The sequence below is a fragment of the Capnocytophaga genosp. AHN8471 genome (genome assembly GCF_016806945.1).
GTDB lineage: Bacteria > Bacteroidota > Bacteroidia > Flavobacteriales > Flavobacteriaceae > Capnocytophaga > Capnocytophaga periodontitidis.
In genome coordinates, this window is the sequence record NZ_JAESPJ010000004.1 from 28253 (window position 1) to 50541 (window position 22289).

Annotated in this window: 19 protein-coding genes; 7 read left to right on the forward strand and 12 right to left on the reverse strand. The window is 37.1% G+C overall.

Annotated features, from left to right (window positions below; genetic code table 11):
* The first annotated feature begins 42 nt into the window (after positions 1-42).
* Genes JMN12_RS00560 through JMN12_RS00585 form a run of 6 tightly spaced genes read left to right on the forward strand, consistent with a single transcriptional unit; the run spans position 43 to position 7434 of the window.
* Positions 43-1215, forward strand: a complete 1173-nt coding sequence (locus JMN12_RS00560) for a metallophosphoesterase (RefSeq protein ID WP_203136144.1) — start codon at positions 43-45, stop codon at positions 1213-1215.
* 20 nt (positions 1216-1235) lie between these two features.
* The gene (gene rfbA, locus JMN12_RS00565; protein ID WP_203083275.1) at positions 1236-2114 is read left to right on the forward strand and encodes a glucose-1-phosphate thymidylyltransferase RfbA; all 879 of its coding nucleotides are present in this window, start codon (positions 1236-1238) and stop codon (positions 2112-2114) included.
* Between the two features lie 11 nt (positions 2115-2125).
* The gene (locus tag JMN12_RS00570) at positions 2126-3178 is read left to right on the forward strand and encodes a hypothetical protein (RefSeq protein WP_203136146.1); all 1053 of its coding nucleotides are present in this window, start codon (positions 2126-2128) and stop codon (positions 3176-3178) included.
* Positions 3175-4632: a hypothetical protein gene (locus tag JMN12_RS00575; protein WP_203093580.1), complete on the forward strand. Its 1458-nt coding sequence runs from the start codon at positions 3175-3177 to the stop codon at positions 4630-4632. The genes JMN12_RS00570 and JMN12_RS00575 overlap by 4 nt, the downstream gene beginning before the upstream one ends.
* Positions 4633-4641: 9 nt before the next feature.
* A complete protein-coding gene (gene radA, locus JMN12_RS00580) occupies positions 4642-6006 on the forward strand; it encodes a DNA repair protein RadA (protein WP_203136148.1) in 1365 nt (454 codons plus the stop codon).
* A 12-nt stretch (positions 6007-6018) separates the two neighbouring features.
* A complete protein-coding gene (locus JMN12_RS00585) occupies positions 6019-7434 on the forward strand; it encodes an oligosaccharide flippase family protein (protein ID WP_203082081.1) in 1416 nt (471 codons plus the stop codon).
* A gap of 12 nt (positions 7435-7446) precedes the next feature.
* Here the strand turns inward: JMN12_RS00585 and ybeY are convergent, their stop codons facing one another.
* From ybeY to JMN12_RS00635, 10 genes are all read right to left on the reverse strand, one after another.
* Positions 7447-7866, reverse strand: a complete 420-nt coding sequence (gene ybeY, locus JMN12_RS00590; RefSeq protein ID WP_009414203.1) for an rRNA maturation RNase YbeY — start codon at positions 7864-7866, stop codon at positions 7447-7449.
* 3 nt (positions 7867-7869) lie between these two features.
* On the reverse strand, positions 7870-8085 hold the full coding sequence (locus tag JMN12_RS00595) for a DUF2892 domain-containing protein (RefSeq protein ID WP_002678703.1): 216 nt from the start codon (positions 8083-8085) through the stop codon (positions 7870-7872).
* Between the two features lie 259 nt (positions 8086-8344).
* Complete coding sequence (locus JMN12_RS00600; protein ID WP_009414204.1) at positions 8345-9328, reverse strand: polyprenyl synthetase family protein; 984 nt, start codon at positions 9326-9328, stop codon at positions 8345-8347.
* Between the two features lie 52 nt (positions 9329-9380).
* Positions 9381-11348, reverse strand: coding sequence for an ATP-dependent zinc metalloprotease FtsH (gene ftsH, locus JMN12_RS00605; RefSeq protein WP_009414205.1), 1968 nt, complete (start codon positions 11346-11348; stop codon positions 9381-9383).
* A 4-nt stretch (positions 11349-11352) separates the two neighbouring features.
* Positions 11353-11724, reverse strand: coding sequence for a ribosome silencing factor (gene rsfS / locus JMN12_RS00610; protein WP_095902310.1), 372 nt, complete (start codon positions 11722-11724; stop codon positions 11353-11355).
* Positions 11725-11913: 189 nt separating this feature from the next.
* Entirely contained in the window at positions 11914-12702 is a 789-nt protein-coding gene (locus tag JMN12_RS00615; RefSeq protein ID WP_002678914.1) for a zinc ribbon domain-containing protein, read from the reverse strand.
* A 2-nt stretch (positions 12703-12704) separates the two neighbouring features.
* Positions 12705-13802, reverse strand: coding sequence for a Nif3-like dinuclear metal center hexameric protein (locus tag JMN12_RS00620; protein WP_203136157.1), 1098 nt, complete (start codon positions 13800-13802; stop codon positions 12705-12707).
* A complete protein-coding gene (locus tag JMN12_RS00625; protein ID WP_203136159.1) occupies positions 13799-14347 on the reverse strand; it encodes a tyrosine-protein phosphatase in 549 nt (182 codons plus the stop codon). Before JMN12_RS00625 ends, JMN12_RS00620 begins: the two co-directional genes overlap by 4 nt.
* Positions 14344-15006, reverse strand: coding sequence for a TrmH family RNA methyltransferase (locus JMN12_RS00630; protein ID WP_203081671.1), 663 nt, complete (start codon positions 15004-15006; stop codon positions 14344-14346). The genes JMN12_RS00625 and JMN12_RS00630 overlap by 4 nt, the downstream gene beginning before the upstream one ends.
* Positions 15003-15512 carry a GNAT family N-acetyltransferase gene (locus JMN12_RS00635; protein WP_203136162.1) on the reverse strand — a complete coding sequence of 170 codons (510 nt, stop codon included), beginning with the start codon at positions 15510-15512 and terminating at the stop codon, positions 15003-15005. Before JMN12_RS00635 ends, JMN12_RS00630 begins: the two co-directional genes overlap by 4 nt.
* A gap of 113 nt (positions 15513-15625) precedes the next feature.
* On the opposite strand from JMN12_RS00635, the gene JMN12_RS00640 reads away from it, so the two are divergent.
* Positions 15626-16375, forward strand: a complete 750-nt coding sequence (locus tag JMN12_RS00640; protein ID WP_203136164.1) for an ABC transporter ATP-binding protein — start codon at positions 15626-15628, stop codon at positions 16373-16375.
* Positions 16376-16439: 64 nt separating this feature from the next.
* On the opposite strand, the gene JMN12_RS00645 is transcribed toward JMN12_RS00640, so the two are convergent.
* On the reverse strand, positions 16440-18113 hold the full coding sequence (locus JMN12_RS00645; RefSeq protein WP_203136166.1) for a leucine-rich repeat protein: 1674 nt from the start codon (positions 18111-18113) through the stop codon (positions 16440-16442).
* 76 nt (positions 18114-18189) lie between these two features.
* Entirely contained in the window at positions 18190-22071 is a 3882-nt protein-coding gene (locus JMN12_RS00650) for a hybrid sensor histidine kinase/response regulator transcription factor (protein ID WP_088594068.1), read from the reverse strand.
* Positions 22072-22289: the final 218 nt, after the last annotated feature.

Consider the following 22289-nt stretch of genomic DNA (forward strand, 5'->3'; position numbering starts at 1 on the left):
ATAAATACTATACCTTTGCCAAAGTTTTTCACTTTTTATCTAATGAAAAAAACATATATTACTTTTTTAGCGTTTTTATGCTGTTTTGTTTTAGACAATAATAGGTTACAAGCACAAGAGTTAATGCCTATTCTCAGTCAGGCTCGTCTGCACAAAGATAACTCTAAAGCAGGCTTTGATGGACCTTATATTTTTTATACTGATAAAGGGATTGTTGTAAAGCAAATTACTGAGAAGAAAGGTGTAGCATTACCGTCTATTCAAACATTTACTAAGGATATCAAAGGTAAAAAATTCACAGCACAACTCAGTGATAAAGAATCTTTTAGTTTTAGAATTAAAAAAGAATTAAAGAATGAAACAGCAGTGTATAATATGCCTCAAAAACTCATTGCTATTTCGGACATCGAAGGTGAATTTGAGGCTTTTAAGCAGTTTTTGATAGCTAATGGGGTGATGAATGCTAAATACCAATGGAAATATGGTAAGGGGCATTTAGTGACGGTAGGTGATTTTTTTGATCGCGGACTTTGGGTTACACAAACACTTTGGCTTATCTATCATTTAGAACAACAAGCTGAAAAAGCAGGGGGTAAAGTACATTTTATACTTGGCAACCACGACTTGATGAATATGAATAACGACTTCCGCTATGTGCGCAAAAAATACTTCCAGAATGCTTCTTTATTACAAGATGAATATTTACATTTCTACAAACCTAATACAGAATTAGGACGCTGGTTGGCTACCAAAAATATCGTTGAAAAAATAGGTGATTATGTGTTTGTACACGCTGGTATCTCTATAGAAATTTCCAATTTAGGACTCACTGTACAAGAACTAAATGATAAAGCCCGTGACTACTATTTTGATAATCTAAAAGCACGAAAATGTAAAGATAGCTTGTATAGTATTCTCTATCAGTTTGGTATAAGTCCTACGTGGTACAGAGGTTGGGGCAAACAAACTATTGATACAACCGAGTCCAAAACTATTTTAGAACGTTGGCAAGTAGGTAAGTTTGTTATAGGACATACTCTTCACAGTGAGGTAACCTACCTGATGAACAAACGTGTTATCGATCTTGATGTAGCACACGCTAAAGGGGTAATACAAGGATTGTTGATAGAGAATGGCAAAGAATATAAAGTAAATAGCAAGGGAGAAAAATCAGTTATTATTGAGAATGCTGAAATCCCTGAAGATGATGATTAACAACTAAACATTAATAACTAATGAAAGGAATTATATTAGCAGGAGGTTCAGGTACACGTCTTTACCCCATTACAAAGGGAGTTTCTAAACAATTGCTTCCTATTTATGATAAACCAATGATTTACTATCCACTGTCGGTGTTGATGCTCTCAGGCATCCGTGAGATATTGGTAATTTCTACCCCTCAAGATTTACCAGGTTTTGAGCGCCTGTTAGGTGATGGCTCTGATTTTGGTATTCGCCTTAGTTATGCCGAACAACCCAGTCCCGATGGCTTAGCTCAAGCGTTTATCATAGGAGAAGAGTTTATAGGAGATGATGATGTGTGTTTGGTATTAGGCGACAATATTTTCTACGGACAAAGTTTTTCAAAAATGCTTTTTCAAGCAGTAGAAAATGTAACGAAAGAACGCAAAGCTACTGTTTTTGGTTATTACGTAAAAGACCCTGAACGCTATGGGGTAGCCGAGTTTGACAATGCAGGTAATGTACTTAGCATTGAGGAGAAACCAGCACAACCCAAATCTAACTATGCAGTAGTGGGGCTTTATTTCTATCCTAATAAGGTGGTGAAAGTAGCTAAAAGTATCAAACCTTCAGCACGAGGTGAATTAGAGATTACTACTGTGAATCAAGTGTTCCTAAATGACGGTGGACTAAAAGTACAACTTTTAGGACGTGGTTTTGCGTGGCTTGATACGGGTACTCACGATTCACTTAGCGAAGCATCTAACTTTGTGGAGACCTTAGAAAAACGTCAAGGACTCAAAATTTCTTGTTTGGAAGAAATAGCCTATCGCAAGGGGTGGATTACCGCTGAAAAACTGCAAGAACTCGCTAAGCCAATGCTCAAAAACCAATATGGGCAATACCTTTTGCAGTTAACAAAGAACAATTGATAATTAACAAAATGAAAACTTTTGTAACACTTATCTTAACCCTCTTTACTACTTTCTTTTTGCAGGCGAGTGATAGTTATAACTGGCATACTACGCAGGAGTATCAAGTGAAGAATGAGAAGGGGAGGTTGTTTTTAGTGAAAATAGCAAGAGATCCTAATGGTATTAGTATTGCTGAATATAAAAAAGTGCTATTGCCTAATAGCATTGGAAAAAATGCTTATTTTGTATCAGTAACTGAAGGTAGAGATACCAATCATTTGCTTATTGCTGATGATACTTGGTATTACTTTGTGAACAGTCATATTTTTTATAACAGCAGGGAAAAAATCACCCCTGAAAAAGTTTTTACAGTAGCAAGTGTTACTAAGTTTTTGGGTAGCCAGAATTTTCTTATCGATGGAGTTTGGTACAGAGTCAGTTATAACCCTTATGATAGGGAGCAACCTATCAAAAAAGAACCTATCAATAATCCTGTTGAGCAACTTTCCTCTCCGCAAAAAGAAAAGTCAAGCCTATTCCAAAAAGATTGGTACTATGATGGGAAAAACTATTATAAGGAAGATGAGTTTTATAGTAATAAATGGCATCGTCTCAAGAACAAAAACTATATAACATTGATAACTCATAAGAAATATACCAATAAAGGTAGAGAGTCTTATCAACATCAATTACAGCCCTTTGTTCTGGTGGATAATGAAATACGATATTATGAAATAGATAATAGGGGAAATGTGTTCAAAGCGAGACTTGTAAGACGTATACCCCTTACTTCTGAAATAAAAGATTTGCAATTGTGTTTTGCCTCAAAGGATAAATTGCTGATAGAAGATAAAGTTATAGAAAATATTTGCGATTTCGATACTATGACCTTTGTGGGCTCTGTAGTAGATGTTATAAATCCCAGTGGCGATTGGGCAGAGGTAGAATACAACTACTATTTCAAAGATAAAAACGGAGTCTATCTCTATCACACAGGTAAAGAACTACTACAAAAACTTTCATACGATCCTCAAAACTTTAGTGAAGAGAATTTGTATACCATATTACTCAATAGAAAATGAAGAATTATATAATACTTATCTTAACCCTCTTTACTACTTTCTTTTTGCAGGCAGGAGATCATATTTATGTAAAAAGTGAATACTACATAGAAGTTGAAAATGGGAAAGTATACTTGGTACAAATAGGTAGAAATTACGATGGTATAAGTATTAATTTATATAGAAAAATAGAACTGCCTATAGAAAACAAGAATCCTCGAGTGATTGCTTATGGAGGTGGTTTTAATGCGTATGTTATGGTCGCCAATGATGATTATTGTTATTACAAGAATGCTTTTATTTATATCGATAAGGATAATACCTATGACTTTCATAAGGTTTTCCCTACTAAAAGTCTTACAGCAACATTTGGCGAACAAACCTATTGTATTGATGGGATATGGTATTGGATTGATTTTATATTAGGAAGAGAAGAATTGTTTAAAAAAGAACTTAAAGGCTTCCCTAATCATCCTGAAATTATATACAAATTTAAAGATAGAGAGAGTTATTTACTGAAAGATGATAAAGCAGTCTATTCTTATAATGAAATAACAAGTATTTTAAAAGTTATTTCTAATTTAGACCCTAAAACAGTACATTTTCAACCAGCTCTTAGCGAATATGATGCTCATAGTCTGTATGATGAGGATACTTTTTACCTTACTGATCTTGATTTTGAAGTAATAGGAGATCTTACTGAAAAAAATACACCATTAGGAGTAGAAAAAGTTGATTTTACAAAAGGTGTTTTTGCTTTTGATATCAATGATCGAACACTAACCTATTTTTATCCCTATCAAAATATTACTTTTCGTTCTGATTTAAACTTGGCGATGAGAAATAATCAGTATTTTTGTAATTTTAAGGATGTTTATAAAGAATATAAAAATGGAATGAGTATTGCAAAAGTTAAGAATATCAATAAATTAAAGTACTTGAGAGATTATAATTTGTATTGTTATGAGAATGATTTTTATATAATTGACTATTATAGAAATGAATTTACTCCGATTGCTCTTAACGAGTCTGTAAAAGAAATTCTAAAATCAAAGAAATACGAGAATAACTTCAATAAATATTATTGGGACTCTTTTGTGTTGTGGAATAATAAGATAGTGTATTTAAATCAGAGTTATAACGCTATAAAATTTCTTGAACCTAATAAAATTAGTAACTTGAGAATTAAAAAAGAACTCCCTCTTACCTCAGAACTGAAAGATTTGAAAATATGTTTTGCAACTAAAGACTATTTATGGTTAGAAAATAAGTTAATCAAGAATATTTGTGATTTTGATACAATGGAATTTGTAGGTACAATATTTATAAATGATTATCTGGGACATGATTACTATTTTAAAGATAAAAACGGGGTCTATCTCTATCATACTAAAGGAAAGAAAATGAAAAAACTTTCTTACAATCCTAAAACTTTCACTGAGATGAAAATGGCTGAATTAAAACTAAAATCCTAACATCTAAAAATGGCAAAACTAAAAACAGCATATTTCTGTCAGAATTGCGGTGCGCAATATAGCAAATGGCAAGGACAGTGTTACACTTGCAAGCAGTGGAATACCATTGTAGAAGAAGTAGTACAAAAAGACACGGCTCCTGCTTGGCAAGAAAAAGAATCACCTATTAAAAACAAGGCACCTAAGTACATCCCTATTTCCCAAATCGATACCCAGCAAGAGCCACGCCTCAACAGCAACAATCACGAACTGAACAATGTGCTAGGTGGGGGCATAGTGCCAGGGTCGGTTACTCTTTTAGGAGGTGAACCAGGGATAGGTAAGAGTACACTATTATTGCAAATAGCTCTTAACTTGCCCTATCGTACGCTCTACGTATCGGGAGAGGAAAGTGAAAAACAGATAAAAATGCGCGCCGACCGCATTCCACACCGACTTGATAACTGTTTTATTCTCACTGAAACTAAGACGCAAAATATCTTCCAACAGATAAAAGAACTCTTGCCCGAAATTGTGATTATCGACTCTATCCAAACCCTTCAATCCGATTATATAGAGGCATCAGCAGGGAGTATTTCTCAAATTAGAGAATGTACTTCCGAATTGATTAAGTTTGCTAAAACTACTCATACCCCTGTAATACTTATTGGACATATCACTAAAGACGGACAAATAGCAGGACCTAAAATATTAGAGCATATGGTGGATACCGTTCTGCAGTTTGAAGGCGATCGCAACTACGTGTACCGTATCTTGCGTTCATTAAAAAACCGCTTTGGTTCTACTTCCGAATTAGGTATTTATGAAATGCTTAGTAATGGATTGCGCGAGGTGAATAACCCTTCAGAAATTCTTATTTCCAAAACCGATGAAACTATTAGCGGTACTTCTATAGCTGCCACCTTAGAAGGTATGCGTCCGCTAATGATTGAAATACAAGCCTTGGTGAGTACAGCGGTTTATGGTACGCCTCAGCGCAGTACTACGGGCTTCAATGCCAAACGCTTGAATATGCTTTTGGCAGTGCTTGAAAAACGCGCAGGATTTCGCTTAGGAGCTAAGGACGTCTTCCTAAATATTACTGGAGGTATTACTATCGACGACCCTGCAACCGATTTAGGAGTAGCAATGGCTATCCTATCGTCCAACGAAGATATAGCCATTGAAAAAGATGTGTGTTTTGCTGGTGAAGTGGGTTTAGGCGGTGAAATACGCCCTGTACAACGTGTAGAGCAACGCATTACTGAAGCTGAAAAATTAGGATTTAATACGATTTTTGTTTCTAAATACAACAAAATAGCTCTTAAAAATACGAAGATAAAAGTTATAATGGTCGCTAAAATAGAAGATGCGATACAAGAATTATTTGGATAAGAAGAACGCCTTATGTTGAGAAAACTCTTTAAAGATACCATTATTTACGGCATTGCTACTGTACTCCCTCGTGTGCTAACCCTATTGCTCACAAGGCTGTACGTGAATAAACTTGATACTGCCGATTTTGGTATCTACTCAGGATTGTTTGTCTACCTTATCTTGGGGAATGTACTGCTATCTTATGGTATGGAAACAGCTTTCTTCCGTTTTATGAATAAAGGTGAACAGAAGAAAAAGGTGCAATCTACCGCACTTACTTCTCTTACCGTTAGCTCTTTGTTTTTCCTGCTGATAGCCTACTTATTGCGACACTTTATTGCCTCTTGGCTGAACTACGATGTGCAATATATTGTCTTTGCCATTTATATATTGGTACTCGATGCCTTAGTGGTCATTCCTTTTGCGTGGCTTAGGAATAAAGGTAAAGCCAAACTCTATGCAATGGTAAAAATAGGGAATACAGCCTTAAATTTAGCGCTTAATATCTACTATCTAAATTATTTGTCTGCTGAAAATCTCGCAACAAATGGAGGTGTATACTACATTTTTTTAGCGAATGTGATTGCTAGTTTAGCGACATTTATTGTGCTGCTACCTATCTACCTCAAAATACGTTTCAAATTCTACTATCCTCTTTGGAAAGAGATGATGATCTACGCTTTCCCCGTACTTTTGGCAGGCATCGCTTTTGCTGTGAACGAAGGTTTTGACCGTGTGTTTTTGCGTATGCTCCTCCCTGCTGATACAGCCGATGAAACGATAGGTATCTACTCAGCTTGCTACAAAATGGGGGTGTTTATGAACCTCTTTGTCACTGCCTATAAACTTGGTATAGAACCATTCTTTTTCAGCAGTGCCCAAGATAAAAATGCACCTAAAACTTATGCACGTATCACCGAATACTTCATTGTGTGCGGAGGCTTTATTTTGCTCTTTATTACCGTATTCACCGATGTTTTTAAACTTATTTTAATACCTAATAAAGCCTACTGGGATGCGCTCTGGATTGTGCCTATTATCTTGTTAGCTAACCTTTGTTTGGGTATTTACCACAGTCTTTCGGTATGGTACAAAGTAACCGACCGCACGAGCTTTGGAGCGATTGTATCCTTGATAGGAATGGCTATTACAGTAGTGTTCAACTTTGCACTTATCCCTTGGCTTAGCTATAAAGGAGCCGCTTTGGCTACCCTCATCACCTATGCTGCAATGATGAGTATCTCGTATTACTACGGACAAAAATACTACCCGATACCCTACAAAAAAAGGAAGATAAAAATCTTCCTTGGTATGAGTGTACTCTTCTCTTTTATAAATTTCTATGCCTTTGGTAATAGTATTTATATAGGTATTTTGTTTCTGCTTATCTATGGCTATTTAGCGAGCTTTGCAATCAAGCTAAAAGCGTTGCGGTCAAAAGTGTAGGGCGATAGGCAGTTAAAGTTGGTCAAACAGCAACATCATTTCCTCTTCTTTTTGTCGCATTAGCGCACTGTCTTTGGGGGTTTTATCTTTATACCCACAGAGGTGCAACAACCCGTGTGCCAATACTCGCAACAGTTCTCTTTGGAAAGGCACTTTAAAGATTTCGGCGTTTTCTTTTACGCGTTCTACCGAAATATAAATATCCGAATGGAGTACTTTTCCCTCAGTATAATCAAAGGTGATGATATCGGTGAGGGTGTCGTGTTGCAAGTACTCTACATTTATTTTGTGCAAATACTCATCATCACAAAAAATATAGTTGATATTGCCTGCCTCTTTACCTTCGGATTTAGCAACACTTTTCACCCAGCGTTTTACCGAATTCTTATTATAAGGGAAGACAAAAGGAGTTTCGTTAAAAAAAGAAGTCATAATCTAACTATTTTTTTCTTTAGGCTTATAGGTGCTGATACCTAATAGCGCATAAATAGGAGAAAAATTGATGAGAATGGTTACCAATAGCAAAATAGAAACGCCTGATAACACCGATGCAATAGTTATAGAAAACTCGTTGAAATACCCCAAAATTGCCGTAATCACGATAATAAGCAAGCGGATATTCTTGTCTAAAGTGCTTATATTTCTTTTCATATCACTTTTGTTTAAATTTTGAGGACAAAGGTACAAATAATTTGTAAATTAGCAAATTTGGTAATGAGTAAATTCGCTCATTTGAATTTAAAAAACTACCCTCGCTCTCCCTCTCGAAAGGAAAGGGGCAATTCACAAAAGTGACTTTTTTAATGAGAAAACATCTAATATTTTCTACTATTCTAGAGTTTATTTAAAAATATAAGCTACTACTATTTTAAAAGCGAATGCCGTTGTATTTAATTATGTAATACAGGGTCTAAATTTTTCTATCGATTACGTAATTTACCATTAAGGTAAGAGCTTCTTTATAAGGGGAAGCAGGGAAACCGTTGAGAATATTGAGAGCTTTTTGTTGAAACTCTTTCATTTTGGCAGTAGCATATTCTAATCCGTTGTGAGTTTTCACAAAGGCAATCACTTCTTTTACACGCTTTTTATCTTTGTTGTATTTCTTTACCGAATTGATGAGCCATTGCTTTTCTTTTTCTGTACAAGTATTGAGTACATAAATAAGAGGGAGGGTCATTTTTTGCTCTTTGATGTCTATACCAGTAGGTTTTCCGATTGCATCTTCGGTATAATCGAAGAGGTCATCTTTTATTTGAAAAGCCATTCCTATATATTCACCAAAGAGGCGCATTTTTTCTATGAGTTCAGGCTGTTCAGGCTGTACTGAGCAAGCTCCCATTGCACAACAAGCCGCAATGAGGGTTGCTGTTTTTTGACGGATAATTTCGTAGTAAACATCCTCTACGATGTCTAACCGACGTGCTTTTTCTATTTGTAAAAGCTCACCTTCACTCATTTCGCGCACAGCAACTGAGATAATGCGCAATAGGTCGAAATCACCATTGTCTATAGAGAGGAGCAAGCCTTTAGAAAGCAGATAATCACCTACTAATACAGCTATTTTGTTTTTCCAAAGAGCATTAATGGAAAAGAAACCACGGCGTTTGTTACTATCGTCTACCACATCGTCGTGCACCAAAGTAGCAGTGTGAATGAGTTCTATAACTGAAGCACCCCTATAGGTACGTTCACTTACTTTACTATCATCAGAAAGCATTTTGGCTACTAAGAAAACAAACATAGGTCGCATTTGCTTGCCTTTGCGATTTACTATATAATAGGTGATGCGATTTAGCAAGGCTACTTTAGACGACATTGAATTGCGGAACTTCTGTTCAAAAAGTTCCATTTCTTCGCGTATAGGTTCTTTTATTTGAGCAGTTATTTTCATTTTGTTTTATATAAATAAGGCTTCCTTTTGCAAAAGGAAGCCTTTTAAAACTCTATTCTGTTGGAGAAGTATTTTCAGTTTTTAAAGGAGTTTCCTCTTCATTACTATTGTGAGGGTCTTTAAACTTGCGTTTTCCAAAAATATTCTCAAGGTCATCTCGGAAGATAACTTCACGATCTAATAGCAAGTTAGCCAAAGTGGTGAGTTTATCTTTATTCTCGGTGAGGATATCAATAGCACGTTGGTATTGCTCTTCTATGATTTTAGAAATTTCTTCATCGATGAGGTGAGCTGTTTTCTCACTATACGGTTTGGTAAAACTATAATCGGACTGGGCAGAATCGTAGTAGGTAAGATTACCGATTTTCTCGTTGAGCCCATAAATAGTTACCATTGCGCGGGCTTGTTTGGTTACTTTTTCGAGGTCACTGAGAGCACCTGTAGATATTTTATTGAATACTACTTTTTCTGCAGCTCTACCGCCAAGGGCAGCACACATCTCATCAAGTATTTGTTCGGTGCGTACAATTTGTCGCTCTTCCGGTAGATACCAAGCTGCACCGAGTGACTGTCCGCGAGGCACAATAGTTACTTTTACCAATGGAGCAGCGTGTTCTAACAACCAGCTTACGGTAGCGTGACCTGCTTCGTGGAAAGCAATAGCCTCACGTTCTTCAGGGGTAAGGATTTTAGTTTTCTTTTCCAAACCACCTACAATTCTATCTACTGCATCAAGGAACTCTTGTTTGCTCACAGCTGTTTTACCTTTACGCGCTGCAATAAGGGCTGCTTCGTTACAAACGTTGGCAATATCAGCACCTGAGAAACCAGGAGTTTGTTTTGCTAAGAAATCAATATCTAAGGTCTCAGCTGTTTTTATAGGGCGCAAATGTACTTGGAAAATCTGTTTGCGTTCGTTCAAGTTTGGAAGTTCCACATAAATTTGGCGGTCGAAACGCCCAGCACGCATTAGGGCTTTATCCAAAATATCGGCGCGGTTTGTAGCGGCAAGCACAATTACATTGGTGTGAGAGCCAAAGCCATCCATTTCAGTAAGCAATTGGTTGAGAGTATTTTCACGCTCATCGTTAGCACCAGTCATTGCATTTTTACCACGAGCACGACCTATAGCATCAATCTCGTCGATAAAGATAATAGATGGAGATTTTTCTTTAGCTTGCTTGAAAAGATCGCGCACACGAGAAGCTCCCACCCCTACGAACATCTCTACAAAATCAGAACCAGACAGAGAGAAGAAAGGTACTTGAGCCTCACCAGCTACCGCTTTGGCAAGGAGTGTTTTACCTGTACCTGGAGGACCTACAAGCAGAGCTCCGCGAGGTATTTTACCTCCTAATGAGGTATATTTATCGGGGTTTTTGAGGAAGTCTACAATCTCTTGTACCTCTTCTTTAGCACCTTCTAAGCCAGCTACATCTTGGAAAGTTACGCGGGTTTCTTTCTTTTCGTCAAACACCCGCGCTTTAGACTTGCCTATACTGAAAATACCACCAGGTCCACCAGCACCTGCCATACGGCGCATTACAAATATCCACAAACCAATAATAACGACGAAAGGCAAGAGAGTGAACAGTAAATCGCCGATTACGTTTTGTTGGGTTTTGTTTTCACGAGTGGTACTGAGATTGTTATCTTTAACAATTTGGTCGAAGCGATTTTCGAAATTGCTCAAGTCGCCTAATTCAAAGCGATATTGAGGTACTTCGCCCGCATTAGCTCCCTGCATAAGAGAATTGCCTGTAGGTTTCACCTCTTTGTGTTCTTCTTTTTTAAGAGCATCCTCGGTGAGGTATACATTAGCCTCTTTGCGATTTAAGATGATGATTTTAGCTACATCGCCATTGCTGAGGTATTCCTCAAATTTAGATTGAGGAATTTCTTTAGGTTGAGACCAAAAGCTCGCTCCTGAATAATAATTGAAGCCTATGAGAATGAGCAGTAATACGCCGTATAGCCAGTAGGCTGAAAAGCGATTTCCGTTACTTTTGTTATCCGACATATATTTAATAGTTAGTTTCTAAATTGATAAATTTGGCATCCCCCCAAAGACCTTCGAGGTCGTAATGCTCACGTACTTTTGTTTGGAAGATATGAACGACTACATCTACATAATCGATGAGAATCCATTCGGCGTTGGCTTCGCCTTCAACGTGCCAAGGGTGTTGATGTCCATCGGCTTGGCTGACAATTTTTTGGATAGCTCCTGAAATAGCCGATACTTGGGTGTTAGAAGAACCATTACACAAGATAAAATAATCGCATACAGTATTTTCAACCTCGCGTAAATCCATAATGGTGATATCAGTGCCTTTTACTTTTTCTATACCAGCAATAATATTGCTAATAAGCTGGTTTGATGATATTTCTTTATTCAATGTTTTTTGTTTTTATAGTTTAAATTTACAAGTGCTTCTTGAAAGCGCGCAAAGATAATACTTTCCTTTCACAAAAGCAAAAGATTTTAATAGATAGGAAGTAAAAGATAGAAGGTAAGAAGTGAAAAAAGCTGTTTAGTGTTGTACTAAACAGCTGATTTTGTGATTTTTGATTTTTATATTTCTTTATTAAGAAGCTTTGAAACTTTTGAAGAGAGCTTCCATTTTTTCTTTTTCTTCTTCGGCTAAAGCGGCATCAACCAAAATGCGTCCGCTATGTTCATCAGTGATAATTTTTTTACGAGAAGCGATTTCCACTTGCACTTGTGGAGGAATAGTGAAAAAAGATCCTCCAGAAGCACCACGCTGGATAGGCACCACAGCCAATTTATTCATTACACTACTGCGGATGCGTTGGTAAGCCTTTAGCAAACGATCCTCTATTTTAGCTGCATATTCTTCAGCTTTTTCTTTAAGAAAAGCCTCTTCTTTCTCAGTTTCAGCTAATACCGAGTTGAGTTCTGCTTTTTTGTGTTTGAGATGGGCATCGCGTTGGGCTTTGCGTTCGTCTACTTGCTTGATGGCTTCTTTCTTTTGGTCAACTTGAGCTTTACCTTCTTTGATGCGTTTTTCAGCCAACTGTACTTCCAATTCTTGAAATTCAATTTCTTTAGATAAAGAAGTGTACTCGCGGTTGTTGCGAACATTTTTTTGCTGGGTAGTATACTTTTTGATGAGGGCTTTAGCCTCTTCAATTGTTGCTTTTTTCTCAGCGATACCCGCTTGTAAAGCATCTAATTCTTCTTTGAATTTGGCGTGACGTTTTTTGAGTCCTTCTACCTCATCTTCAAGGTCAGACACCTCTAAAGGTAGTTCGCCACGAGTGTATTGCAACTCGTCAATTTTTGAGTCAATTAGCTGTAAATCGTACAGAGCTCTTAGTTTTTCTTCTACAGTAATATCCACTTTTTGTGCCATATTTACGAATAATATTTGATAGGATTGGTATCCACATTTGATATTGAGAGGGCAAAGGTAGGAAAAATTTTTGAAAGATAGTCAAATAAAAGTGATTTTATGTATTGTTCACTTTCAAAATGACCTATATCGGCAAGGAGAATTTGTCCTTCAGCCTTGAAAAATTCGTGGTATTTGAGGTCGGCTGTTATATAAACATCAGCTTTTGCACGTTTGGCATTTTCTATAGCAAAAGCGCCACTTCCACCTAAAACTGCTACTTTTTTCACATCTTTACTAAGCAATGCCGAGTGACGCACTACACTCACTTGCATACGTTCTTTGAGGTAAGCTAAAAAATCTTTTTCGGGCATAGCTTTATTAAGTTCACCAATCATTCCCATCCCGATATGTTGGTGTTCATTTTCGAGTGTATATATCTCAAAAGCTACTTCTTCATAAGGGTGATTTTGACGAAGAGCCTGCAATATTTGTCGTTGTAAGTGTTTAGTGAAAATCACCCCTATTTGGGTTTCATCTTCAGTGTGGAATACATTAGGTTCGCCAATGGTAGGGTGAGATTCCTCATTTCCTTTATAAGTGCCTTTACCTTCAAGATTGAAACTACACTCAGCATAGTTGCCTATCTTGCCTGCACCAGCTGCAAAAAGAGCCTTACGAAGGTTTTCGGCATCAGATTTTGGTACATAGGTGATGAGTTTTTGAATGGTATGAGGTTGAGGAATGAGAATACGTCTGTTTTGTAATTCTAAACGATTGCAGATAGATGCATTTACTCCTAAGAACTGATTATCGAGAGCCGTGTGCATACTATAGATCGCAATTTGATGCTGAATGGCTTTCATCACCACACGTTCTACATAGTTTTTTCCTGTGAGAGATTTGAGTCCGCTAAAGATAATAGGGTGAAAACTCACAATAAGGTTGCATTTTTTGGCAATAGCCTCATCTACAACCGCTTCGAGAGTATCTAAGGTAATGAGTACCCCTTTTACTTCAGCATTGGCATCACCTACTAATAAACCAACATTGTCAAACCCTTCAGCATATTGCAGAGGGGCGAGTTTTTCTAATTCTTGAATAATGTCTGTTATTTTCATTGCATTCCTAAATGTTTACGCACTTCTTTTACAGTGCTTTCAGTGAATAGTGCTTCTAAGTTTTTCCATACACTATGGTAGCCATAAGGACCATTGAGCATTTCTTTTTTAGCTTGTTCTATCGTCCAATTGTGATAAATAATACGATACATTGCCACCATTATACCTGTACGATCGGCACCGTGATAACAGTGAATTAGTACAGCTCCTTGTTTTTGGTGTTCGCGTATAATTTTCAATGTTTGTGCTATTTCAGGGGCTTTGATACGCCAAGTGAGCAAAGGGTGATTGATGAGCTTGATATTATCGGAAGCGTTGAAAATCTTTTTGTCACCTGAACGGGTGAAATAACGTAGATTTACAATTGATTTGATGGGAATATTCTTAATAATAGCCTTATCTTCAGCTACTAATTGTTCGCTTCTGTAGAGCAAACTATCCACTTTGTACAAATTAGCATCGGCGTGAATGAGTGTTGCCTTATGTTGTGACCACAGAGGTAGCAAAGCGAATAAAATAGAGCAAATTAGAAGTGTTTTTTTCATAAGGTATCTTTTATTTCTTCATATCGTGTGAGGACATCATTCACATTGCGGATTGATTGTTTTGTCCAGTGAATAAGCGTATTAAGTCGTTCTTCATCGCTGAGTTGCCAAGCTATCTCGCTGCGACGAAGTTTATCAGTGAGTTGTTGTAAGACAATAGCCACTGCTACCGAGATGTTTAAACTTTCGGTAAAGCCTACCATTGGTATTTTTAAGAAAGTATTGGCTTGTGAAAGTACTTGTGCTGAAAGTCCTTCTTTTTCAGTGCCAAAGAAAAAAGCACTTTTTTTAGTAATATCAAAATCATTGAGAAAATAGGCGTCTTTATGCGGAGTAGTGGCAACAATTTGGTAACCTTGTGCACGAAGCGTATCAATGCAACTTTGAGTGTCGTTATAACGAAATACGTCTACCCATTTTTGAGCTCCCATTGCTATTTTGGCATCAAGGCGTTTGCCGAAGCGCCCTTCAATGCTATGCGCTTGTTGCACGCCAAATACTTCGCAGGTACGCACAACGGCACTAGTGTTATGCATTTGGAATACATCTTCCATCGCTACCGTAAAGTGATTGGTACGTTGTGCTATAATCTCTAAAAAACGCTCTTTGCGCTCTTCGGTAATAAATCGTTCTAAGTAAGAAAGTAGTTTTTTGTTCATAATATTTTCTCAAAAGCTTTACGGGCACTTCCCCTGAAAGAGACTTCGCCACAATATTGATAACCTAATTTTTCAAAGAGGTGCAACATAGGGGTATTGTCAAAATTGGTATCAGCGCGCAGAGAATGAATACCATTATCGCAAGTGAATTGTTCTATTTGTTGCAATAGTATTTTTGCTAAGCCTCTCCCTAAATGATTAGGTGCAATTGCTACCCTATGAAAGACTACAAAATCGCCAGAGGTGAGCCATTTGCCTTTGATACGAGCATATTCGGGTTCATCATTGATAAGCAAGGCACAATAACCTACTATTTCGTCGTCTTCTACAAGTACATAGCCATAGCCTTTGGCAATATCATTCGCTATTACTTGTTCATTAGGATAACCATCTTGCCACTGATTGCTACCTTCGGTTTTGCGACGCTGGATAGCAGCGGATAAGATTGTCCAAATGGCAGAAGCATCGGCTGGAGTTGCTACTTTGAGTTGTATTTTTTGGGTCATGTTCAATTAGGTAATCAGGTGACAAAAGACAGGTAACAGAGGGCAAAAATAGAAAAAACTTTGCTCATTGACAAATTTTCGCTAACTTGCCCCGCTTTTAAGTTTTTTATGTTATGAATACAACCCCAAATGCGATTGAGGTACGACACCTCAGCAAACAATATAAAGAAACTACAGTTCTTGCCTTGAATGATGTGTCATTTGAGGTGAGGAAAGGAGAAGTTTATGGTATTTTAGGACCTAATGGAGCAGGGAAAACGACCCTGATGTCAATACTTTTTGGAAGTATTAAGCCTACAATGGGGAGTTTTACTATTGCAGGGCTTACTTATAAAGATACTTTACTGAGATATAAAATAGGAGTTGTGCCACAAGAATACGCTTTGTATCCCACACTTACCGCGAGAGAGAATTTACATTACTTTGGGAGCCTATATGGACTCAAAGGGAAAGAGCTAAAAGCAAAAACAGATGAAGCTCTTGAGCGTGTTGCTTTATCAACTGTAGCTGATAAGAAAATTGCTCATTTTTCAGGAGGAATGAAACGCCGTATCAACTTAATAGCGGGGATATTACATACACCCGAAGTTCTTTTTTTGGATGAACCTACTGTAGGGGTAGATGTACAATCTAAAAATATAATCATTGATTATTTAAAAGAGTTGAACGTAAGAGGAATGTCGGTATTGTATACTTCACACCATTTGCAGGAGGCGCAGGATTTTTGCGACCGCATAGGGATATTGAGTGAGGGGCAATTGATAAAAGAAGATACTCCTAAAAATCTTATTAAAGAGGTACAAGCTTTCAATTTAGAAGAAGTATTTATTCAGGTAACAAGTAAAGCCAGTGAGAGTTCATAGCTGGGTATGTGAATAAAAAGTAACAAAAAAAGCTACCATTTGGTAGCTTTTTTTATTTTTAATTTTATTTGATAATATCTTTGTAATCTGCATTTAGTGCTTTATAACTGTCTGTTTTTTGAGAGGGTACATAAATATTACGTAAGTGTGTTTGAATAAATGCCTTTTTGTTTATATTAAAAGCAGTAGGGTTATGTGTAATTAGAGTGTGCAAATTCTTACATTGCATAAAGGCTTGATCTTCTATTTTGTTTACTTTTTCAGGGAGTATAATAGTTGTAAGTTTATAACAACCTATAAAAGCCCTTTTACCAATAGTAGTAACATTTGAAGGAATGTCTATATTTTGCAGATGATTACAATTAGCAAAAGTTTGTTCTTTTATTTCTGTAATCTGTGTAGTTTTATTTTCATCTGCTTCTACAGTTGTTAATCTAAAACATCCATTGAAAGCCTTAGCACCTATACTTTTCACTTTATTTCCAATGACAAAAGTTCTTAATTCGTATGACACTTGCTCTCCATTAAAAGCTAATTCAGCTATAAATTCTACGTCTTTTAGTTTAGGGTCGGCGTTCATATCGATAAAACGGGAGTTAGGGTTTTTCCATTTCAGAAGTGTTTTGCCGTCAGGGCTAAGCTCATAATCGGTAGTGATTATTTGTTGTGCAGAGAGAGATATACCAGTAGAAGGCCAGCCAGTATTGGTTTTAGGTCCGTAGAATATTTTGTCTTCAGTATTGATATAGTAATCGCCTTCTCTACCAGCATTGGCAGGAGGATTTCCTTGACCTGCGTATATTTTAGAGCCATCTTTACCAGGGAGTCCTCTTTCGCCTTGAGCTTTGATGTTGGTATTTACATTACCGATATACCAATAGCCATCTTTGATATTGGGTTTAGGAGCATCGGCTCCATTTTGACCGTCATTACCTTTTTCTCCTTTTTCACCTTTGGCTTTAGTGTTTGATTTTATGCCATTTATTACCCAATAACCATCGTTATCAATTGTAATTGTAGGGGTGGTTCCATTTTGACCTTTTTCTCCTTTGGCTTTGGTATTGGTTTTTACGCCATTGATTACCCAATAGCCGTCGTTGTCGATAGAAATAGAGGGTGTAGTACCGTTTTGACCGTCCTCCCCTTTTTCCCCTTTTTCACCTTTGGCTTTGATGTCAGTTTTTACGCCATTGATTACCCAGTAGCCGTTGTTGTCGATAGAAATAGTAGGTGTAATGCCGTTTTGTCCATTGGTGCCATTTTGACCGTCAGCCCCTTTTTCTCCTTTAGCTTTTACATTAGTTTTTTGTCCGTTAACAATCCAATAGCCGTCCTCAGAGATAGTAGGGGTAACGCCATTTTGACCGTCAGCACCGTTATTTCCTTGTGCTTTTACAGTAGTTTTAGTATTGCCTATATACCAATAGCCATCATCTCCGATGTGAGGTATAGGAGCATCTTGACCGTTTTGCCCATCAGTACCGTTTTGTCCTTGTAGTCCTCTAAGGTTTACAGGGTTTCCCCAACCTTCGGCAGTTTTAGGCCCATATAGGTTTACAGAGGTAAGATCTATATAATAATCGCCTACGTTACCTATAGTAGCGGTAGGGGCTGTAGATCCCGAGAGAATAGTATTAGTACGCTCGCGCTCTACAATGCGTTCTTCTACGGTTTTAGTACATTGCACAGATACAAGACTAAGACCTACAAACATTGCTAAAAAAACAATCTTTTTCATAAAATGCTAAATTACTAATAAATGTTAAAATATAAATTAAAGGTTATTATCAAAAAATGTGCCAGAGTGTTTCTTTTTATTTGCCGTTTCTATACTCTCGTGGGCTTACTCCCATAGCTTGCTTAAAAGCAGTACTAAAATATTTAGATGAGTTGAAGCCTATGTCGGTAGCGATATCGTTGATAGGAAGGTTGGTAGTTTTGAGGAGTTGACAAGCTACTTCTATACGGTACTTATTTAGGTACTCGGCAATACCTAAACCTGTGATTTGCTTCATCTTATTGTATAAACTAGCACGACTCATCGCCATTGCTTCAGCTATATTATTAGCATCAAGGTCAATTTCGTTGTAGCGTTTTTTGATGAGCTGGTTGAGTTTCATCATAAATTGTTCGTCAGCATTACTAATGGTAGTGAGGGCAGGCGAGGGGAGAAGTACTTCTTTTTCGTATCGTTGCTTGATGAGCTCTTTCTGTTTGAGCAAATTACCTATCACTGATAGCAATAAGTCAATGTCAAAAGGCTTAGAAAGATAAGCATCAGCACCTAATTTATAACCTATTTTCTGACTCTCACCATCACTCTTAGCGGTGAGCAATATTATTGGTATATGACTGATGTTGAGCTGTTCTTTTACTTCTTTACACAACTGATATCCATTCATTATAGGCATCATCACATCGCTTACGATAAGGTCGGGTTGGTGAGTTTTTAAAAGCAATAGAGCTTCTTCTCCATTCACCGCTTTAAGTACATTCTTAAACAACGGACGTACTTCACTATAAAGATAGTTGAGGAAATCGGTGTTGTCATCTACTAAAAGTATACTGTATTGACTCGTATCACTCACAGCAGTTTTTTCGGGTACTTGGATATCTGTTTCTTCGTTGTCGAATTTCTCTAATACATTACTATTATTGTAAGGCAATTCCACATAAAAAATAGTTTGAGCTCCTTCGTCATAAGCTCCTATTTTGCCATCGTGTTTTTCTACTAATTCTTTGCAATAAGCAAGACCTATACCACTGCCACCTTGCTGGTGTTTTCCTTGCTGAAATCGACTAAAGAGTTTGTTGGGGTCTATGTTTTGAAGTCCGATACCTGTATTTTCTACTTGAAAACGTACTATTTCGGAAGTATGAGTACTGCGTAGTCTTATAGTGGCTCCTTCATTGCTAAATTTTACGGCATTCATAAGTAAATTAGAGAGCACTACGCGTATTTTAGCTGTGTCAATAGCTATAGGCGGTAAGTTTTTGTCTAATTGTAGGTCTAATTGTATATGTTTGCTTTCAAATTCTTGTTCAAAATCCTTACTACAATCAGTGATAAGATGATTGAGGTCTGTATAGGTTTTAGAAAGTGTATTTTCTAATGAGGTAGAGCGATTGTAGTCTAATATCCAATTGATGATGTTTTTCATTGTATTGGCTTGTCTAAAAGCTCCTTCTAATTGTGTTTTTTGGGCAGGAGGAAAAGTGGAGGTATTGCTATCACTCAACAGTCGTTTCAAGGGAGCATAGATAAGTGTCAGAGGCGTGCGTAGTTCGTGGCTTACATTCGTGAGAAACTGAATCTTATCTTCGTTCAGTTCTTGCTGATGAAGAGCAATTTGCCATTTCAGTTGTTGCTTTTTGCGGCGCAGATAGCCCCATATTACTCCTGCTGTGATAGCTAACAGCAACAAACCCACACTTACAAAAAACCAAGTCCGCTGATACCATACAGGTAATACTTCAAAAGAAAGCAAAGGTGTATCGGGAGTCCACGATCCATTTTGAGTCATACAAGCTACTGCAACTTGGTATTTGCCTACTGATAGAAGAGAGATATCAAGGCGATTGTCGTAAGTTTCAATCACAGAAGTCTGTTCTTTATTCTTAATTTTGAAACGGAAAAGCAAACGGCGGAACATATCCTTTTCATTAAGTCCTACATTTATTTTCAATGAGTTAAAATAAGGAGGTATTTCTTTAGGAAAATTGTGAGCGCTGTATATTTTGCCATTTAGTTCAATGTTTTGTAAGAAGAGTAAGGGAGAAGTATTCTCACTTGAGCGTATCGCTTTATTGATTTTTGCTAATCCTCCCACTCCTGCCATATAGATGTAAGGAGAAGCTTTAGTCTGTACATAACCTGTAAGCACATCGTTAGGTAGAAAACCATCATTATCATCCCATATCATTATTTTTTTGTCGGGGATGTGGTAAGAAAAGAGTACATTGCTAGCGTTTATCCATAGCCGTTGTGCATCATCTAATTGCATATAACTGATTTGCCTAAAAAGGTTCTCGGTAGCTACATTCTCAAGTTTTTTATTGGATAAGGAATAACTAAAAAGCCCCTTATCTGTTGCGATCCAAAAGCTGTTATGAGTGTGATCATAACACACAGCACTGATGTTACACTCATTCTCTAAACTAAGAAAGGGTTTTAGTTCAGGCTGTTGTACATTCATTTGGTAAAGAGAGTTACCTTTGCTGAGGTAGAGAGTATTGCCTACTTCTGCCTTTAGTTGTAAAGCTATTTTAGGAGCGATATTTTGGGCAAAAGATATTTTAGTAAACTGTTTGTTACTTAGTTGATAGAGATAAGTATTTTTAGCAGTAATAAGTATTAAATCATTGTTAATTCGGTATACAAAAGGAGTAAACCCAGTGTGACATTCTTGCTGGTTAGTCGTTTCATCACGAAGTAGAAAAGGTGTGTACTTACGAGCATTAGTGTTGTATATAAAAAGCCCTTTACTATAGAGAGATACTAAAAGCTCATTAGGTGAAAAGTAGGTGATAGACGATACCTTGTCGGTATAGGTGTTTAAATGATGTGTAAAATGTTCTGTTTGAGGGTTAAAAGCATTGATACCTCCACCATCAGTACCTATCCATAGTATGCCATTAGGGGCTTCATAGAGGCTGATGACTGCGCGTTCCGAAAGTCCATTATTACTACCCAAGGCACTATCAGTATAGGTTTTGATATAGGTTTCTTTAAATAGAAAAACACCATCGCGCACGGTACCCGCCCACATATTGTGATTAGGGTCTTCGTAAAGTACAGTGATAGAGTTTACAGGAATGGAGTGCACATTACCCGCACTGTGTTGTATGTTGAAGAAACGCTGATCAGCAGGATTGAATACTGATACCCCTCCGCCATCAGTGGCAAGCCATATTCTATTTTTATAAGGCTTGATATCTAAAATAATATCATTAGGTAAGGAACTGTTTTGAGTGTGGTAATGCCCTATAAATGCTCCTGAAAGACTATAGCGAAAAAGCCCTTTTTGAAAAACTGAAAACAATACTTCTTTGCGATTAGTGTCGTAATAAAGACTGCTCAACGGACTAGCATTTTCAGTGATAAAAGCCTTTAGCAATTCATTTTTAAAAGAATAAAGATACAAACCATCACTTTCTGTACCCGCTAAAAGTGTATCGCTATCTATAGGAAATAAATGTGTGATGAGACATTCTTTATCTTTAGAGAGAGGGTCTTTGCGCAGAGGTAAACGCTCAATCTTCTTAGTAGCGTAATCATACTGATAGATAGCAGCATAACCTCCAAAGTACACACCTTTTTGGGTAGTACAGATAGAAAATAACTGCTGGTTGATAATAGGAAGAAAAGTATCTTGGTCTGAATTGTAGCGTAATACACCTTTGGGGGTGATAGCCCAAAGGTTTTGTTGAGCATCTTCCAAGAGCTGGTAAACATAATCGTCAATATACTTCTTAAGGTGATTCCTATCCACTCTATTGATTCCTTGCCGAGTGCCTATCCACAAAAGCCCTTTATGGTCGCGAACCATAGTAGTAACCCCCGATTGCGACAAACCGTGTTCTATAGAAATGCGTTTAAAATAGTATTCAGTAGTAGAACTTTGGCTATATCCTACTAATGAAAGGAAGCAACTTAATATGATAAATATAAAAGCTGGTAGTATTCTCATTCTCATCCTCATTTATTTGGAGTGCAAAGATAATAATAATTTGTCAATATACCAATTTAATGCAGAGTCGAACACACAACGAACACACAACGAAGTTTCCCCAAAAACAATATCACAAAAACTATCAAAAATAACACTCCTTGCAATTTTCCGAGATTCTCAAGCCTCTCTCTAACTAAAAAGTCTATTAATATCACCATCTGCCTCGCCCAACTCGTCCGCAC

Excerpts from the sequence above, each read along its gene's own strand:
- JMN12_RS00560 (WP_203136144.1), top strand. The coding sequence starts at position 43 with ATGAAAAAAACATATATTACTTTTTTAGCGTTTTTATGCTGTTTTGTT.
- JMN12_RS00635 (WP_203136162.1), bottom strand. The coding sequence starts at position 15,512 with ATGACCCAAAAAATACAACTCAAAGTAGCAACTCCAGCCGATGCTTCT.
- ftsH (WP_009414205.1), bottom strand. The coding sequence starts at position 11,348 with ATGTCGGATAACAAAAGTAACGGAAATCGCTTTTCAGCCTACTGGCTA.
- JMN12_RS00615 (WP_002678914.1), bottom strand. The coding sequence starts at position 12,702 with ATGGCACAAAAAGTGGATATTACTGTAGAAGAAAAACTAAGAGCTCTG.
- JMN12_RS00570 (WP_203136146.1), top strand. The coding sequence starts at position 2,126 with ATGAAAACTTTTGTAACACTTATCTTAACCCTCTTTACTACTTTCTTT.
- JMN12_RS00650 (WP_088594068.1), bottom strand. The coding sequence starts at position 22,071 with ATGAGAATGAGAATACTACCAGCTTTTATATTTATCATATTAAGTTGC.
- JMN12_RS00575 (WP_203093580.1), top strand. The coding sequence starts at position 3,175 with ATGAAGAATTATATAATACTTATCTTAACCCTCTTTACTACTTTCTTT.
- JMN12_RS00645 (WP_203136166.1), bottom strand. The coding sequence starts at position 18,113 with ATGAAAAAGATTGTTTTTTTAGCAATGTTTGTAGGTCTTAGTCTTGTA.
- JMN12_RS00625 (WP_203136159.1), bottom strand. The coding sequence starts at position 14,347 with ATGAAAAAAACACTTCTAATTTGCTCTATTTTATTCGCTTTGCTACCT.
- rfbA (WP_203083275.1), top strand. The coding sequence starts at position 1,236 with ATGAAAGGAATTATATTAGCAGGAGGTTCAGGTACACGTCTTTACCCC.
- JMN12_RS00630 (WP_203081671.1), bottom strand. The coding sequence starts at position 15,006 with ATGAACAAAAAACTACTTTCTTACTTAGAACGATTTATTACCGAAGAG.
- JMN12_RS00600 (WP_009414204.1), bottom strand. The coding sequence starts at position 9,328 with ATGAAAATAACTGCTCAAATAAAAGAACCTATACGCGAAGAAATGGAA.
- JMN12_RS00585 (WP_203082081.1), top strand. The coding sequence starts at position 6,019 with ATGTTGAGAAAACTCTTTAAAGATACCATTATTTACGGCATTGCTACT.
- ybeY (WP_009414203.1), bottom strand. The coding sequence starts at position 7,866 with ATGACTTCTTTTTTTAACGAAACTCCTTTTGTCTTCCCTTATAATAAG.
- JMN12_RS00595 (WP_002678703.1), bottom strand. The coding sequence starts at position 8,085 with ATGAAAAGAAATATAAGCACTTTAGACAAGAATATCCGCTTGCTTATT.
- JMN12_RS00620 (WP_203136157.1), bottom strand. The coding sequence starts at position 13,802 with ATGAAAATAACAGACATTATTCAAGAATTAGAAAAACTCGCCCCTCTG.
- JMN12_RS00640 (WP_203136164.1), top strand. The coding sequence starts at position 15,626 with ATGAATACAACCCCAAATGCGATTGAGGTACGACACCTCAGCAAACAA.
- radA (WP_203136148.1), top strand. The coding sequence starts at position 4,642 with ATGGCAAAACTAAAAACAGCATATTTCTGTCAGAATTGCGGTGCGCAA.